At 64.8% G+C, this 16,386-nt stretch carries 14 protein-coding genes; all 14 read right to left on the minus strand.

The window, feature by feature from the left end; all coding sequences use genetic code 11:
- Positions 1-15: 15 nt before the first annotated feature.
- The 14 genes from AC3FJ6_RS02020 to AC3FJ6_RS02085 all read right to left on the minus strand — a co-directional run bounded on the left by AC3FJ6_RS02020 (position 16) and on the right by AC3FJ6_RS02085 (position 16,378).
- Positions 16-2,823 carry a motility hub landmark protein FimV gene (locus AC3FJ6_RS02020; protein ID WP_488770488.1) on the minus strand — a complete coding sequence of 936 codons (2,808 nt, stop codon included), beginning with the start codon at positions 2,821-2,823 and terminating at the stop codon, positions 16-18.
- Between the two features lie 304 nt (positions 2,824-3,127).
- Positions 3,128-4,264: an aspartate-semialdehyde dehydrogenase gene (asd, locus tag AC3FJ6_RS02025; RefSeq protein WP_488770489.1), complete on the minus strand. Its 1,137-nt coding sequence runs from the start codon at positions 4,262-4,264 to the stop codon at positions 3,128-3,130.
- A gap of 442 nt (positions 4,265-4,706) precedes the next feature.
- A complete protein-coding gene (gene leuB, locus AC3FJ6_RS02030; RefSeq protein ID WP_153945453.1) occupies positions 4,707-5,774 on the minus strand; it encodes a 3-isopropylmalate dehydrogenase in 1,068 nt (355 codons plus the stop codon).
- A 36-nt stretch (positions 5,775-5,810) separates the two neighbouring features.
- Complete coding sequence (leuD, locus tag AC3FJ6_RS02035; RefSeq protein WP_488770490.1) at positions 5,811-6,461, minus strand: 3-isopropylmalate dehydratase small subunit; 651 nt, start codon at positions 6,459-6,461, stop codon at positions 5,811-5,813.
- 9 nt (positions 6,462-6,470) lie between these two features.
- Entirely contained in the window at positions 6,471-6,602 is a 132-nt protein-coding gene (locus AC3FJ6_RS02040; RefSeq protein ID WP_153945455.1) for an entericidin A/B family lipoprotein, read from the minus strand.
- Positions 6,603-6,652: 50 nt separating this feature from the next.
- Entirely contained in the window at positions 6,653-8,062 is a 1,410-nt protein-coding gene (gene leuC / locus AC3FJ6_RS02045) for a 3-isopropylmalate dehydratase large subunit (RefSeq protein WP_488770491.1), read from the minus strand.
- A 307-nt stretch (positions 8,063-8,369) separates the two neighbouring features.
- A complete protein-coding gene (locus AC3FJ6_RS02050) occupies positions 8,370-9,071 on the minus strand; it encodes an ABC transporter ATP-binding protein (protein ID WP_488770492.1) in 702 nt (233 codons plus the stop codon).
- The gene (livG, locus tag AC3FJ6_RS02055) at positions 9,071-9,838 is read right to left on the minus strand and encodes a high-affinity branched-chain amino acid ABC transporter ATP-binding protein LivG (RefSeq protein ID WP_488770493.1); all 768 of its coding nucleotides are present in this window, start codon (positions 9,836-9,838) and stop codon (positions 9,071-9,073) included. The genes AC3FJ6_RS02050 and livG overlap by 1 nt, the downstream gene beginning before the upstream one ends.
- Positions 9,835-11,109 carry a high-affinity branched-chain amino acid ABC transporter permease LivM gene (locus AC3FJ6_RS02060; protein ID WP_400391608.1) on the minus strand — a complete coding sequence of 425 codons (1,275 nt, stop codon included), beginning with the start codon at positions 11,107-11,109 and terminating at the stop codon, positions 9,835-9,837. Before AC3FJ6_RS02060 ends, livG begins: the two co-directional genes overlap by 4 nt.
- A gap of 12 nt (positions 11,110-11,121) precedes the next feature.
- Positions 11,122-12,048, minus strand: coding sequence for a high-affinity branched-chain amino acid ABC transporter permease LivH (gene livH / locus AC3FJ6_RS02065; RefSeq protein ID WP_092594303.1), 927 nt, complete (start codon positions 12,046-12,048; stop codon positions 11,122-11,124).
- Positions 12,049-12,186: 138 nt separating this feature from the next.
- Positions 12,187-13,314, minus strand: a complete 1,128-nt coding sequence (locus AC3FJ6_RS02070) for a branched-chain amino acid ABC transporter substrate-binding protein (protein ID WP_400391612.1) — start codon at positions 13,312-13,314, stop codon at positions 12,187-12,189.
- A gap of 594 nt (positions 13,315-13,908) precedes the next feature.
- Positions 13,909-15,210: a citrate synthase gene (gene gltA / locus AC3FJ6_RS02075; RefSeq protein WP_153945460.1), complete on the minus strand. Its 1,302-nt coding sequence runs from the start codon at positions 15,208-15,210 to the stop codon at positions 13,909-13,911.
- Positions 15,211-15,252: 42 nt separating this feature from the next.
- The gene (locus AC3FJ6_RS02080; protein ID WP_400391615.1) at positions 15,253-15,534 is read right to left on the minus strand and encodes an FAD assembly factor SdhE; all 282 of its coding nucleotides are present in this window, start codon (positions 15,532-15,534) and stop codon (positions 15,253-15,255) included.
- A gap of 142 nt (positions 15,535-15,676) precedes the next feature.
- On the minus strand, positions 15,677-16,378 hold the full coding sequence (locus tag AC3FJ6_RS02085) for a succinate dehydrogenase iron-sulfur subunit (protein ID WP_092594307.1): 702 nt from the start codon (positions 16,376-16,378) through the stop codon (positions 15,677-15,679).
- Positions 16,379-16,386: the final 8 nt, after the last annotated feature.

The raw sequence follows: 16,386 nt of genomic DNA on the forward strand, positions 1-16,386 counted from the left end.
GCAGGCCAACCCGCATCAGGCCACGTCGCGCAGCAGCGTGCGGGCTTCGGTCTGCAGCGGGTCTTCCGACTGCTCCACCACTTCCTGCAGCAGTTCGCGGGCACCTTCCTTGTCGCCGATCTCGATGTAGGCGCGCGCCAGGTCGAGCTTGATCTGCATGTCGCGGCTGCCGTCCATCCCGGTGGCCGACAGCGTGCTGGCCGACACGCCATGCGTGGCGTCGCCATGCCCTTCGGACGTGACACGGGCCAGGTCGATCGGCTCGACCAGCTTGCCGTTCTGGAGCATCGTCGGTGCGGGCAGCGGCACGGTCGATTCCGTGAGCGTCGGCACCTCGAACGTGGCAGCCGGCTCGTCCGCCGCGGCACCCGAGTTCGCGGCATTCAGGTCCAGCGACAGGCCGGACATGTCGAATTCCAGCGGACGCGAGCGCGTCGGCGTATCGAGCGCCGGCACTCCGCCTGCCGGCAGATCCAGGCCGGCGTCGTGGCTTTCGTCCAGCACGTCGTCCAGTCGCGCCACCGGTTCCGCAAGGTGATCGTTACCGAATACCAGCGAGGCCGACGCCGGCGCCACGATGGGCTCCCCCGGCGCGGGCGCCGGGAAGGCGTCCAGCGGCAGTGCCAGGTCCGGCATGGCCGGCGCCTGCGGTGCCTGCTGCATCGACTGGGCGGGATCCTGCGTGCGCCACTGGTCGGCCACCGGCGTCGTGGTATCGGCTTCCGCCGTCACGTCGGGCGTCACCGACAGGTACAGCGCATTGCCCGGATCGAGCCTGCGACCCATTTCCGCGACCTGTTGCCAGTCCGCGCCTTGTCCGCCTACCTGGGCGAACATTTCTTCTGCGATCACTCGGAAACCTTCCACATCCTGACGAGTGTTGTAAATCTCCAGCAGCTTCAGGCGGATGGCCTGGCGCTCCGGATTCTGTTGCAACGCTTCGCGCAGGATTTCCTCGGCCTGCACGTCGCGTCCGTACGCGATGTACACCTCGGCCTCGGCAATCGGGTCGACTTCCGTCGCTTCGGGCGAGTTGTTGCCGATGCGGAAGTCGGCGCCGAACACGCTGTGCTGCGACGTGTCGACGCTCTGGCCACCGGCGGTGCCGAACAACGAGTGTCCGCCCGCCATGACCGTGCTTTCCTGGGACAGGATGCTGTCACCGAACCCGGTGTTTTCGCTCGCCTTCTGCTTCTGGCGGCGGCGATAGTACGCATATCCGCCAAGCAACGCAACCAGCACACCAGCGCCCGGCAGCAACATCGGGTTGGCGAGCAGTTCGTCGAGGAACGACGGCTGGGGCACCGGCTGGATGACCGGCGGCTTCTTGTTCGCCACGGCCGGCGCCGAGGCGGCGGCTGCCGGTGCAGAAGCGCCGGCTTGCGGGGCCGACGCCGCGGCGGCAGCTTGCGGTGCCGACGCGGCAGCCGAGGCTGCCGCAGCCGGTGCGGGTTCCGGCGTGGCGGTGCTCGGGGCATCCGCAGCCTTGGCCGGCTCGGCCGGCACCACGGTGGGCGCAGGCGCGGCAGTATCGGCGGCCTTGCCAGCCGCCGGCGCGGCCGATGCCGCAGCGGTGGCAGCGGCGGCCCCCGTGGCAGCCTTGGCGCCCTGGTTGTTCTGGTTGAGCTTGGCGATCTCCGAGTTCTTCAGCTCCATCAGGCGCTGCATGTCGGAGATGTTCTTCTCCAGATCGGCGACGCGCGATTCGGCGTCCTTCAGCTTGCGCTGGCTGGCCACGTCGGCTTCCGCCTTGGCCTGCGCGCCCTTCTCGGCCTTCGACAGCTTCAGTTCGTCACGCGGACCCGCGTTCGGCACCGTGGTGTCCTGCACACGCGCCGTCACGTTGCCCGACTGCTCGCGGCCCGAGCCCGCTTCCACCGACTTGGCGGCGGCCGCCGCGGCCAGCCGGCTGCGGTAGCTGTCGAAGCCCTGCGTACGCGCCACCACTTCGCGGCGCGCTTCGCGCGGGCTCACCGACTGGGCCTGCTGGGCGCTCGGCACCTTCAGCACGGCTCCGGACTTGATCCGGTTGATGTTCCCGCCGATGAAGGCATTCGGGTTGTTGCGGTAGAGCGCGAGCAGCATTTGCTCCAGCGACACCGAATCAACGCCCTGCGAGGCTTCGCCGGCGATGGCATACAGCGTATCGCCTTGCTGGACCGTGTAGCTGCCATGGGCGGCCGTGCCATCGGCCACGGCGGCCGGCGCGGCGGCGCGGCGCGGCTGACGGGCCGGGGCCGGGGCGGGCGCCGGCGCTACCGTGGGCGCCGGCGCCGCAGCGGCAGGCGCGTTGGCGACCGGGGCCGGAGCAGGCGCCGGCGACACGTCGGGCGTGGCGGCCTGCACCACCGTGGTGGGCGAGAACGCCTGGTTCGACGGCTGGGCGCCAGCCGGGTCCAGCAGGAAGGTATAGGCGCGCGTGATCTTGCCGCTGGACCAGCTCATGTCGACCAGGATGTCGACGAACGGTTCGCTGAGCGGCTGGTTGGACCGGACGGTGGCCACATAGGTACCGTTCGGACGCTTCTGCACGTCGAGCTTCACGGTCGAAATGGCCGACAGATAGGTCAGCCCGGCGCGTGAATAGGCGGACGGCGCAGCCAGCTTGACAGCCAGGCTGTCAGCTTCCTCGGGCGTCACGCCGGTGATATCGATTTCAGCCTGGAGCGGCTGCCCCAGATTGGATTGAACCCTTAATTGCCCGAACCCCGCGGCGTACGCGGCAGGCTGCGCAAGCAGCAGACCGGCAGCCGTGATGGCCAGCGTTGACCAGCGCTGACGGACAGTAGGCGCATCTTTCCGGCGATGTAGGCTCACACTCACCTCGTGCTCCATTTATGGTTTTTAGTAGCAGAAATTAACCCGATCCCAACAAATGGCTGGCTGGCGGGCGACGAAACGGACAGGTCGATGCCTGCCCTGCTGCGCGCCCAATGTCGCTGCCATGCATCCCCGATGCATGGTGGCGATGACCCCGTGGCCAAGCGCATGCCGGCTGTATTGTGACGCAAGCCTGCGAAAAAAAGCGTTCCGGATGCGACAACGCCGCGCAGAGGCGCGGCGTTGCTCGGAAAGCGGCAGATTCTGTTGCCTCCCTGCAACGAAAGCGGGGAGGCAATCCGGGGGCTCAACCCTCGATCAGAATGCGCAGCATACGCCGCAGGGGCTCGGCGGCGCCCCACAGCAGCTGGTCGCCCACGGTGAAGGCAGACAGGTACTCGCCGCCCATCTGCATCTTGCGCAGACGGCCAACCGGAATCGTCAGCGTGCCCGTGACGGCGGCCGGCGTCAGGTCCTTCATGCTGGCTTCGCGCGTGTTCGGCACGACCTTGGCCCACTGGTTGTTGGCGGCCAGCATGCCCTCGATCTCGTCCAGCGGCACATCGCGGCGCAGCTTGATCGTGAGCGCCTGCGAGTGGCAGCGCATCGCGCCAATCCGCACGCACAGGCCGTCCACGGCGATCGGGGTGGCGCCGGTGGCACCGACGAAGCCTTCGCCACGACCCAGGATCTTGTTGGTCTCGGCGCCGCCCTTCCATTCTTCCTTGGAAACACCGTTGCCCAGGTCCTTGTCGATCCAGGGAATCAGGTTGCCGGCCAGCGGCACGCCAAACTGCCTGGTTTCGTCAGCCGACAGGCCGTGCTGGGTCGACAGGATCTGGCGGTCGATTTCCAGGATGGCCGATGCCGGATTGTCCAGCAGCGGCTTGACCGCGGCGTTCAGCGTGCCGAACTGCGTCAGCAGCTCGCGCATGTGCTGGGCACCGCCGCCCGACGCGGCCTGGTACGTCATCGAGGTCATCCACTCGATCAGGTCGTGCTCGAACAGGCCGCCCAGGCCCATCATCATGCAGCTGACCGTGCAGTTGCCGCCGATGAAGTTCTTCACGCCCTTGGCCAGCGCGTCCTTGATCACACCGAGGTTCACCGGATCCAGGACGATGATGGCGTCGTCCTTCATGCGCAGCGACGACGCGGCGTCGATCCAGTAGCCGTTCCAGCCGGCGGCGCGCAGGCGCGGGAACACATCGTTCGTGTAGTCGCCGCCCTGGGCGGTGAGCACGACGTCGCACTTCTTCAGTGCTTCGATGTCGTTCGCATCTTTCAGCGTGGTTTCATTCCTGGCCATGGCCGGGGCCTTGCCGCCAGCGTTGGACGTGCTGAAGAAAACGGGCTCGATATGGTCGAAATCGCCCTCTTCCTGCATGCGCTGCATCAGGACGCTGCCGACCATTCCTCGCCAACCGACGAGACCTACAATCATGACTTACCTCGGATGTGATGTGAACTTCCCCGCCATTTTCCTCGCCCGGCGTGGCTGCGCGGGGAAGACGGGCAGGCACGACGAACGATCTAGGGGATCGTTTTGGTAATGGTTTTAATCGTCGTTGCGGTCAGGCCGAGCGAATCCGCGCCGATCGTGCCGCGGATAGCGGTGCGAGCAGCGGAGGCAGTCAGAAGGGACTGGTGGAATCGGGCCATGACGGGAGAGTCTACACGAAATTGCGGCGCTGCCGCAGGGGAAATGCGGGGTGATTTGTTGCTCGCCGGCGGTTCTCTCCCCTCTCCCACGTGTGGGAGAGGGGCCGGGGGAGACGGCAAGAGGCTAAAAATTGCGATTTCGCATCTTGCACCGCTTTTCCCTCACCCCCGGCCCCTCTCCCACCTGGCGGGAGAGGGGAGCCAAACCATGGGCAATGGATGCCTTACAGCGCCGCCAGCACTGCCTCGCCCATTTCGCGGGTGCCCACCTGCTTGCAGCCCGGCGTCAGGATGTCGCCGGTACGGTAGCCCTGCGCCAGCACCTTCTTGACGGCGTTCTCGATGCGGTCGGCCTGTTCGGCGCGGTTCAGCGAGTAGCGCAGCATCATCGCGGCGGACAGGATCGTGGCCAGCGGATTGGCCACGCCCTTGCCGGCGATATCGGGTGCCGAACCGTGCGACGGCTCGTACAGGCCCTTGTTGTTGGCATCGAGCGAAGCCGACGGCAGCATACCGATCGAGCCGGTCAGCATGGCGGCCTCGTCCGACAGGATGTCGCCGAACATGTTGCCGGTGACGATCACGTCAAAGCTCTTCGGCGCCTTCACCAGCTGCATCGCGGCGTTGTCCACGTACATGTGCGACAGCTCGACGTCCGGATATTCCTTGCTGACATCGATCACGATGTCCTTCCAGAACTGGAACGTCTCCAGCACGTTGGCCTTGTCCACGCTGCACAGCTTCTTGCCGCGCTTGGCCGCGGCCTGGAACGCCACATGGGCGATGCGGCGGATTTCGGGCTCGCTGTAGCGCATCGTGTCGAAGCCTTCGCGGGCGCCCTTGAACAGGCCGTCCGGCGCCTCGCGCACGCCGCGCGGCTGGCCGAAGTAGATGTCGCCGTTCAGTTCGCGCACGATCAGGATGTCCAGGCCGGCCACCAGTTCGGGCTTCAGGCTCGACGCGCCGGTCAGTTCCGGATAGCAGATCGCCGGGCGGAAGTTGGCAAACAGCTGCAGATGCTTGCGCAGGCCCAGGATGGCCTGCTCGGGGCGCAGCGGACGCTCCAGGCTGTCGTACTTCCAGTCGCCCACGGCGCCGAACAGGATGGCGTCGGCTTCCTTGGCCAGCTTCAGCGTGTTTTCCGGCAGCGGGTGTCCTTCGGCCTCGTAGCCGGCGCCGCCCACCGGGGCGGTTTCCATTTCAAACTTCTCGCCAAGGGCGTTCAGCACCTTGACGGCTTCGGCAATGATCTCGGGACCGATACCGTCGCCCGGCAGGACTGCAATCTTCATTTGTCTTCCTAGATAGATAAGTGAACCCGGCCCGCCTCAGCCGACCACGCGGTTGCCCAGCCAGGGCATCCTGGTCAGGCGCTCGGCTTCGTAGGACTTGATCTTGTCCTTCTGGCGCAGCGTCAGGCCGATATCGTCGAAACCGTTCAGCATGCAGTACTTGCGGAACGGGGCGATGTCGAACGAATAGCTGTCGCCACCCGGCGTGATCACCAACTGCTTGTCGAGGTCGATGGTCAGCTTGTAGCCCGGGAACGCCAGCGTCTCGTTGAACAGGTGATCGACCTGCAGGTCGGTCAGCGCCACGGGCAGCAGGCCGTTCTTGTAGCAGTTGTTGAAGAAGATATCGGCAAAGCTCGGCGCGATGACCGCGCGGAAGCCGTACTGCGTGAGCGCCCACGGTGCGTGCTCGCGCGAACTGCCGCAGCCGAAGTTGTTGCGGGCCAGCAGGATCGATGCGCCCTGGTAGCGCGGCTGGTTGAGCACGAAGTCCGGGTTCAGCGGACGCTTGCTGTTGTCCTGGCCGGGCTGGCCCACGTCCTTGTAGCGCCATTCGTCGAACAGGTTCGGACCAAAGCCCGTGCGCTTGATCGACTTCAGGAACTGCTTCGGGATGATCGCGTCGGTATCGACGTTTTCGCGATCGAGCGGCGCCGCGAGGCCGCTGTGTACGGTGAACTTGTCCATGATGTGTCCTTACTTCCGGGCAGCGTTCTCGAGCGCCTGCCCGGCTGCCTGCGTGTCCTTGCCAAGGCCGGCCATCGTGTTGCAGCCAGCCAGTTGCAGCATGCCCAGGCATGCCAGCAGTGTGATCACGATCTTTTTCATGTTTTCTCTATTCGAAAGCCGTGGTTGACCCGTTGACCCGTCGTGGCCGTTCAGCCGAGTTTGCGGATGTCGACGAAATGCCCTTCGATCGCGGCCGCCGCGGCCATGGCCGGGCTGACCAGGTGCGTACGGCCACCGGCGCCCTGACGGCCTTCGAAGTTGCGGTTCGACGTGGACGCGCATCGCTCGCCCGGTTCCAGGCGGTCGGCGTTCATCGCCAGGCACATCGAGCAGCCCGGTTCGCGCCATTCGAAGCCGGCGGCCTTGAAGACCTTGTCCAGCCCTTCGCTCTCGGCCTGTTCCTTGACCAGGCCCGAGCCCGGCACCACCATCGCCAGCTTCACGTTGGACGCCACCTTGCGGCCCAGCTTCTGCACCACCGCCGCGGCGGCGCGCATGTCCTCGATGCGGCTGTTGGTGCACGAGCCAATGAACACCTTGTCGATATTGATCGACTCCATCGGCGTGTTCGGCTGCAGGTTCATGTACTCCAGCGCCCGCTCCATGGCGTTGCGCTTGTTCGAGTCCTTTTCCTTCTCGGGATCCGGCACGCGGTCTTCGATGCTAACGACCATTTCGGGCGACGTACCCCAGGTGACCTGCGGACGGATGTCCTCGGCGCGCAGCTCCACCACCTTGTCGAAGTGGGCGCCGGCGTCCGAATGCAGCGTGCGCCAGTAGGCCACGGCCTGGTCCCATTCCACACCCTGCGGCGCGAACGGGCGGTTCTTCACGTATTCGAGCGTGACGTCGTCCACGGCCACCAGGCCGGCACGCGCCCCGGCTTCGATGGCCATGTTGCAGACCGTCATGCGGCCTTCCATGGTCAGGTCGCGGATCGCCGAGCCGGCGAATTCCATCGTGTAGCCCGTGCCGCCGGCCGTGCCGATCTTGCCGATGATGGCCAGCACGATGTCCTTGGCGGTGCAGCCGCGCGGCAGCTTGCCTTCCACCTTGATCAGCATGTTCTTCGCCTTCTTGCCCAGCAGCGTCTGGGTGGCCAGCACGTGCTCCACTTCCGACGTGCCGATGCCGTGCGCCAGCGCGCCGAACGCGCCGTGCGTGCTGGTGTGCGAATCGCCGCAGACCACGGTCATGCCGGGCAGCGTGGCGCCCTGCTCGGGCCCGATCACGTGGACGATGCCCTGGCGGTGGTCGTTCATCTTGAACTGCGTGATGCCGTAGGCGTCGCAGTTGGCATCCAGCGTATCAACCTGGAGCTTCGAGATCGGGTCGGCAATCCCCTGGGTGCGGTCGGTGGTCGGCACGTTGTGGTCCGACACGGCCAGGTTCGCGCTGATGCGCCACACCGGGCGCTCCGCCAGCTTCAGGCCTTCGAAGGCCTGCGGGCTGGTCACTTCATGCAGCAGATGACGGTCGATGTAGAGCAGCGTCGTGCCGTCTTCCTCGACGTGGACGGTGTGGTCATCCCAGAGTTTGTCGTAGAGCGTCTTGGCCATGATGCGGGGGGCAGACCGTCCGTCGCGTATCCCGGGGGATGCGAACGGCGCGAATCCGCGCGTTGTTTGCAGGGGAATGTTTTCCGGATGCCTCGCGGGCAAGCAGGCTATTTTGCTGCTTTTCCGGCGCAGCCGGTAATTACTTGACATCACAAGCGATTATGCCATGTGGCTCCGCCGCCGAAGGGCAGGCCGGACCGCCTGGGCGGCGGTCATTGGCGAAAGGGGGATTTCGCGGATGGCGAAGGGGCTCGCGCTGGCCTTGGTTTCTCCCCTCTCCCGCACGCGGGAGAGGGGAGCCGCGACTTCAGCCGCCCAGGTACGCCGCACGGATGCGGTCGTTGGCCAGCAGGTTGGCGCCGGTATCGGCCAGCACCACCTTGCCGGTTTCCAGCACGTAGCCGCGGTCGGCCACCTGCAGCGCCTTGTTGGCGTTCTGCTCCACCAGGAACACCGTGACGCCTTCTTCCCGGATCGTGCGGATGATGTCGAAGATCTGCGCGATGATCAGTGGCGCCAGACCGAGCGTGGGCTCGTCCAGCAGCAGCAGGCGGGGCTTGCTCATCAGCGCGCGGCCGATGGCCAGCATCTGCTGCTCGCCGCCGCTCATCGTGCCAGCCCGCTGGCTCGCGCGCTGGTTCAGGCGCGGGAACAGCTTGAACACGTGCTCGATGCCGGCCTCGATGTCATGACGGCTGGCAAAGAAGCCACCCATCTTGAGGTTTTCGAGCACGGTCAGGCTCGGGAACACGCGCCGGCCTTCTGGCGAAATTGCCATGCCCATGCGCATGATCTCGTGCGTGTTGCGGCGGGTGATGTCCTGGCCTTCGAACAGCACGCGGCCGCTGGACGCGCGCGGCGTGCCGCACACGGTCATCATCAGCGTGGTCTTGCCGGCGCCGTTACTGCCGATCAGGGTGACGATCTCGCCCTTGTTGACATCGATCGATACGCCCGACAGCGCCTCGACGGCGCCGTAGTGGGTATGGACGTTTTCCAGCTTCAGCATCAGTCCTCTCCCAGGTATGCCTTGATCACGCGCGGGTCGTTGCGCACCGCTTCGGGCTTGCCGACCATGATCGGCTTGCCGTGCTCCATCACCAGGATGCGGTCCGACACGCCCATCACCAGGCTCATGTCGTGCTCGATCAGTAGCACCGAGATATTGAATTCACGGCGCAGGCGATCGATCAGCTGCTGCAGCTCGATCTTTTCCTGCGGGTTCAGACCGGCCGCCGGTTCGTCCAGCATCAGCAGGCGCGGCCTGGTGATCATGCAGCGCGCGATCTCCAGCCGGCGCTGGTGGCCGTACGACAGCGTGCCCGCCTCGCGGTTGGCCACGCTCGTCAGGCCCATGCGCTCCAGCCATTCGGCGGCACGCTCCAGCGCCTCCCGCTCGGCGCGGCGGTAGGCCGGCGTGGCCAGCAGGCCGCGCAGCAGCCCGGCCTTGACCTGCAGGTGCTGCGCAACCATCAGGTTTTCCACGACGGTCAGCTGCTTGAACAGGCGGATGTTCTGGAACGTGCGCACCAGGCCGTGGCGTGCCACCACGTGGCTGGGCTTGCGCGCGATCGAATGGCCGTCCAGCGTCACCTCGCCGGCGGTGGGCTTGTAGAAGCCGCCCACGCAGTTGAACACGGTGGTCTTGCCGGCGCCGTTCGGACCGATGATGGCGAAGACCTCGTCGCGGCGCACATCGAACTCGATGCCGTCCACGGCCAGCAGACCGCCAAAGCGCATCTGCAGGCCCGATACTTTCAGCATTTCAGTGCTCATCGCGGCAGCTCCACGTGGGGACGGCTAGCGGGCAGCAGGCCCTGCGGACGCCACATCATCATCAACACCATCACCAGGCCGAAGATCAGCATGCGGTATTCGGCAAAGTCGCGCGCCACTTCGGGCAGGATGGTCAGCAGGATGGCCGCCAGGATCACGCCCAGCTGCGAACCCATGCCGCCCAGCACCACCACGGCCAGGATCAGCGCCGACTCGATGAAGGTGAACGATTCCGGATTGACCAGGCCCTGGCGCGCGGCAAAGAACGCACCGGCCAGGCCGGCGAACGATGCGCCCAGCGTGAAGGCCGACAGCTTGATGCGCGTCGGGTTCAGGCCCAGCGAGCGGCAGGCGATCTCGTCCTCGCGCAGTGCCTCCCACGCACGCCCCATCGGCATGCGGATCAGGCGGCTCGTGACGAACAGCGTGAAACCCACCAGCAGGAGCGCCAGCAGGTACAGCCAGATCACCATGTGCTGGCCGGCATACGGGATGCCGATCAGGTCATGGAACGTCTTCGCGCCTTCCACGCTGGCACTGCGTGCCATTTCGATGCCGAACACGGTCGGCTTGGGAATGCCCGATACGCCGTCCGGTCCGCCGGTCAGGCTGGTCAGGTTGTTCAGCAGCAGGCGGATGATTTCACCGAAGCCCAGCGTCACGATGGCCAGGTAGTCGCCACGCAGACGCAGCACCGGGAAGCCCAGGATGAAGCCGAACGTGGCCGCCAGGCCGGCCGACAGCGGCAGGCATTCCCAGAACGTCAGGCCGAAGTACTGGTTCAGCAGCGCATAGGTATAGCCGCCGACCGCGTAGAAGCCCACGTAGCCCAGATCGAGCAGGCCGGCATAGCCCACCACGATGTTCAGGCCCAGGCCCAGGATCACGTAGATCAACGCCAGCGTGGCCACGTCCACCGCGCCGCGCGAGCCGAAGAACGGGAACACCAGGCCCACCACCAGCAGCACCCAGATGGCCGACCGCTGCTGCCGGGCGCCCATCGCGGGCACCGACGGCAGCTTGACCGCGTTGCGGGCACGCAGCAGGAACGGCTTGCACAGCTGGAACAGGAACACCAGGCCCACGGCAATCCACACCGGACGCCAGTGCGGCTCCAGCACCACCTTGTAGCCGTCGAGCTTGAGCTGCAGGCCCAGCACGGGGATGGTCAGGATGGCCGTCAGCACGGCGGCGGTCACGGCATTCTTCAGCGTGTCCGAGACCGACGTTTGCGGGATCGACGCCCGCGAAATCGAAGTCGCTTGTGTCATGTCGCCCTCCCCTCAGACCTTTTCCACATCGGGCTTGCCAAGCAGGCCCGTGGGACGGAACAGCAGTACCAGCACCAGCAGGCCGAATGCCACCACGTCCTTGTACTCGGACGGCATGTAGCCCGACGCGAACGTCTCGGCCAGGCCTAGCAGCACGCCGCCCAGCATCGCGCCCGGAATGCTGCCGATGCCGCCCAGCACCGCCGCCGTAAAGGCCTTGATGCCGGCGATAAAGCCGATAAAGGGATTGAGCTTGCCGATCGTCAGCCCGATCAGCACGCCGCCCACGGCGGCCAGCATGGCGCCGAGCACGAACGTGAACGAGATCACGCGGTTCGTGTCGATGCCCAGCAGGTTGGCCATGCGCATGTCTTCGGCGCAGGCGCGGCAGGCGCGGCCCATGCGCGAATGCCCGATGAACAGCGTCAGCGCGATCATCAGCACCAGCGTCACGCCAACGATCAGCAGGCGCGAATACGGCACGGTCACCGTGAAGTCGCCGCCCATCTGGAATTCGATGGCACCCGAGATCAGGATGGGCACCGACACGTCACGCGCGCCCTGCCCGATCTGGACATAGTTCTGCAGAAAGATGGACATGCCGATGGCCGAGATCAGCGGCACCAGGCGCGGGCCGCCACGCAGGGGGCGGTATGCCACGCGCTCCACGGCAAAGCCGTAGCAGCCAGTCACGACAACGGCAACCAGCAGCGCCGCGCCCAGCACCAGCGGCAGCGGATATCCGGCTTGCGCGCCAATGGCGGTCAGCGTCACAAGACCCACGTAGGCGCCGATCATGTAGATCTCGCCGTGGGCAAAGTTGATCATGCCGATGATGCCGTAGACCATCGTGTAGCCGATGGCGATCAGCGCATAGATCGCACCCAGCGTCAGGCCGTTGACCAGCTGCTGGGTGAACTGAGGAAGGAATTCGTTCATGCGGGGACCTTGTGGATCGGATGAGTCCGATGCGCGATGCCGACCGCCCTTATGTGGCGGCTACCCGACATCGAACCGATACCAAAACGCCCCGCAGGCCGGTTGGCCGCGGGGCGTTTCGCCAGGATGGCGCCGGGTTTAGTTTGCGGCGGTCTTCGTGGCGTCCTTGTGCCACGTGTAGACGACGAACTTGAACGACTTCAGGTCGCCCTTGGCGTCGTATTCGACCTTGCCGATCGGCGTGGTGAACGCGTTCTTGTGCATGTAAGCGGCCACCTTCGTCGGGTCCGTGCTCTTGGCGCCGGCGATGGCGTCGCCGATGATCTTGACGGCGGCATAGGCAGGCATCTGGAACGGACCGTTGGCGTCACGCTTCTTGTCGGCAAAGGCCTTCACCAGCGCGGCGTTGGCCGGGTCGGCCGAGAAGTCGGCCGGCAGCGTCACGAGCATGCCTTCCGAAGCCGGGCCGGCAATAGCCGTCACGTCCTTGTTGCCCACGCCTTCGGGGCCCATGAACGTGGCCTTCACGCCCTGCTCGCGCGCCTGGCGCAGCAGCAGGCCCATTTCCGGGTGGTAGCCGCCGAAGTACACGAAATCCACGCCCTGGGACTTCAGCTTGGTGATCACGGCCGAGTAGTCGGAATCGCCGGCGTTGACGCCTTCGAAGACTGCCACGGGGATCTTGGCCGCTTCCAGGTCCTTCTTCACCGAGCTGGCGATACCCTGGCCGTACGACTGCTTGTCATGCAGCACGGCAACCTTCTTCGGCTTGACCTTGCCGATGATGTACTGGGCGGCGGCCGGGCCTTGCTGGTCGTCGCGGCCGATCGTGCGGAAGATGAAGTTGCGCTTCTTCGTTTCGGTCAGCTGCGGCGCGGTGGCCGACGGCGTCACCATCACGATGCCTTCGTTCTCGTAGATATCCGAGGCCGGAATCGTCGAACCCGAGCACACGTGACCGATCACGTAATGGATACCCTGACTGACGATCTTGTTGGCCACGGCCACGGCCTGCTTCGGTTCGCAGGCGTCGTCCATCAGCACGGCTTCGAACTTGTTGCCGTTGGCGCCGCCCGCCGCGTTGATCTGTTCGATCGCGGTCAGGGCACCGGCCTTGACCATGTCGCCGTACTGGGCGACCGAGCCGCTCATGGGGCCGGCAATGGCGATCTTGACGGTTTCGGCGTTGGCCGAGGTGAAGGCAGCGAGACCGGCAGTGGCAAGCACGGCGGCCATGGCAGTGGACGTGAGACGGGACAGCGTCATCAGGAGCTCCTCGATTATGTATGGGTCATTCCGGGCAGAGTCGGCATGACTGGCGCAATCGAACAACACCCGCGAGGAAGAAGCGCCGCCTGACGTGGCGAACGTACGGCCCATGAGCGGAAACCGGGCCTGCGATGAAGATAATGAAGCGAATGCGGGGCCCGGCATGTGTCGGCGTACGCACATCTCGGGGATGCCGCGGCCGCCGTAAGTTCGGAAAGACAACGTTGATGCGTTCTCTATTGCGCAAGCCTTTCGCCTGCCCCGCTTCTCCAACGCGGCTGGCCGGAAGGGTGGCCCGGCTGCCGGTCGGCAAAGCAGCCCGCATTATAGGGGGAAAGTTGCACCCTGATGAAGTAGAGATATTCGGTTTTGGAGAAAATCTGACAACTAATGCATGCCGTTGCAACCATGCCAAGGCAGGAATCGTCGTCAAAATCGTGTTTCACAACAATTGTGCATAGCCGCATTTGTGGCGTATGCGATGCTTTGCGCCACCTTGCGCAACCCGGGCCGCCTGCAGGCCAGGTCGCATCGGACGCAAAAAAAAACGCCCCGGCGGGCCGGGGCGTTTCATACAGCACGGGACGCGGCTTAGCGCTTTGCCATGTCCGGCACGTTGCGGGCGGCGTTGCCGTTGAACAGCTGACGCGGACGGCCGATCTTGTATTCCGGATCGGTGATCATCTCTTCCCACTGCGAGATCCAGCCCGGCGTACGTGCCAGGGCGAAGATGCAGGTGAACAGCGAGGTCGGGATGCCCAGCGCGCGCTGCACGATACCCGAGTAGAAGTCCACGTTCGGGTACAGCTTGCGGCTCACGAAATATTCATCTTCCAGCGCGATCTTTTCCAGTTCCATGGCCAGCTTGAACAGCGGGTCGTTGTGCAGACCCAGTTCGTTCAGCACTTCATGGCAGGTTTCGCGCATCAGCTTGGCGCGCGGATCGTAGTTCTTGTACACGCGGTGGCCAAAGCCCATCAGGCGCACGCCCGAATTCTTGTCCTTGACCTGCTTGATGAACTCGCCGATGTGGTCGACGCTGCCGATTTCTTCCAGCATCTTCAGCGCGGCTTCGTTCGCGCCGCCATGGGCCGGACCCCACAGGCAGGCCACGCCGGCGGCGATGGCCGCGAACGGGTTCGTGCCCGACGAGCCGGCCAGGCGCACGGTCGACGTCGATGCGTTCTGCTCGTGGTCGGCGTGCAGGATGAAGATGCGGTCCAGCGCGCGCTCCAGCACCGGGTTCACGGTGTACGGTGCGCACGGCGTACCGAACATCATGCGCATGAAATTGCCCGAGTAGGACAGGTCGTTCTGCGGATAGATGTACGGCTGGCCGATGTTGTACTTGTACGCCATGGCGACCAGGGTCGGCATCTTGGCGATCAGGCGGATGGCCGAGATCTCGCGCTGGTGCGGATCGTCGATGTCCATCGCGTCATGGTAGAACGCGCTCATCGCGCCCACCAGGCCCGTCAGCACGGCCATCGGGTGAGCGTCGCGGCGGAAACCGCGCAGGAAGAACTGCAGCTGCTCGTGAACCATCGTGTGGTTCATCACCGAGTTCACGAAATCTTCCTTCTGCTTGGCGTTGGGCAGTTCGCCCTTCAGCAGCAGGTAGCAGGTTTCGAGGTGATCACACTTCTCGGCGAGTTGCTCGATCGGGTAGCCGCGGTACAGCAGCTCGCCCTTGTCGCCGTCGATGTACGTGATCTTCGAGTTGCACGAAGCGGTCGACATGAACCCCGGGTCATAGGTGAACTTGCCGGTTTGACCGTACAGCTTGCGAATGTCGATCACATCCGGGCCAACGGTGCCCTTGTAGATCGGCAGCTCAACGCTGGGGGAACCATCGGAAAACGATAGCGTGGCTTTCACATCGGACGGCGTCATGTCGGTTCCTTCAAATACTGTGAATAATAGTGTTGACCAAACTCAGACCGAACGCAGCAGGCTGAGTACCCGTTGCATCGGGGGCGTGTCGAGCTCACCGTCAAGCTCCTTGCGGACAAGCAGCAGGTCCATCAACTCGTTGTCGCTAAGCTCGAACAGCTCGCCCAGCGAAGCCACGTCCTGATCGGACAGGCTCTCCTCGTAACGGTTGAAGAAACGTTCGACGATGATGTCGTTCTCCAGGAGGCCGCGGCGGGCGCGCCAGCGAAGACGGGCACGTTTGTGCGGGTCGGCCTGATGGGAGAAAGTGGTGGAATGACTCATGGTCAGCCTTCATTGACCGGCGCTCCAGCCCGACTTGATACCGCATCGGGCTGACGCGCCGCTTACATCAACTTGCATTACTGCAGACTGCCTGTCTGCACCGCGAACGGCGGGGGCGCAGAAGGCAGTTTATACCGGGCAATTAAACAGCGCGGCGAACCATCAGTTCCTTGATCTTGCCAATCGCCTTGGTCGGATTGAGGCCCTTCGGGCACACGTCGACGCAGTTCATGATGCTATGGCAACGGAACAGCCGGTACGGGTCGTTCAGGTTGTCCAGACGCTCGCTGGTGGCCTGGTCGCGGCTGTCCGCGATGAAGCGGTAGGCTTGCAGCAGACCGGCCGGGCCGACGAACTTGTCCGGGTTCCACCAGAACGACGGGCACGACGTGGAGCAGCTGGCGCACAGAATGCACTCGTACAGGCCGTCCAGCTCGTCGCGTTCCTGCGGCGACTGCAGACGTTCCTTCTCGGGCGGCGGCTCGTCGTTGATCAGGAACGGCTTGATCGAGTGGTACTGCTTGAAGAAGTTCGTCATGTCGACGATCAGGTCGCGCACCACCGGCAGGCCGGGCAGCGGACGCAGCACGATGCGGTCCGGCAGCTCGCGCATGTTCGTCAGGCAGGCCAGGCCGTTCTTGCCGTTGATGTTCATCGCGTCCGAGCCGCACACGCCTTCACGGCACGAACGACGGAACGAGATGGTTTCGTCCAGCTTCTTCAGCTTGACCAGTGCATCCAGCAGCATGCGCTCGTGACCGTCCAGCTCGACCTCGTAGGTCTGCATGCGGGGGGCGGCGTCCTTGTCCGGATCGTAGCGGTAGACTTCGAAAATACGCTTCATTTCTGGGG

It is taken from the genome of Cupriavidus sp. 94F1, from assembly GCF_057798875.1.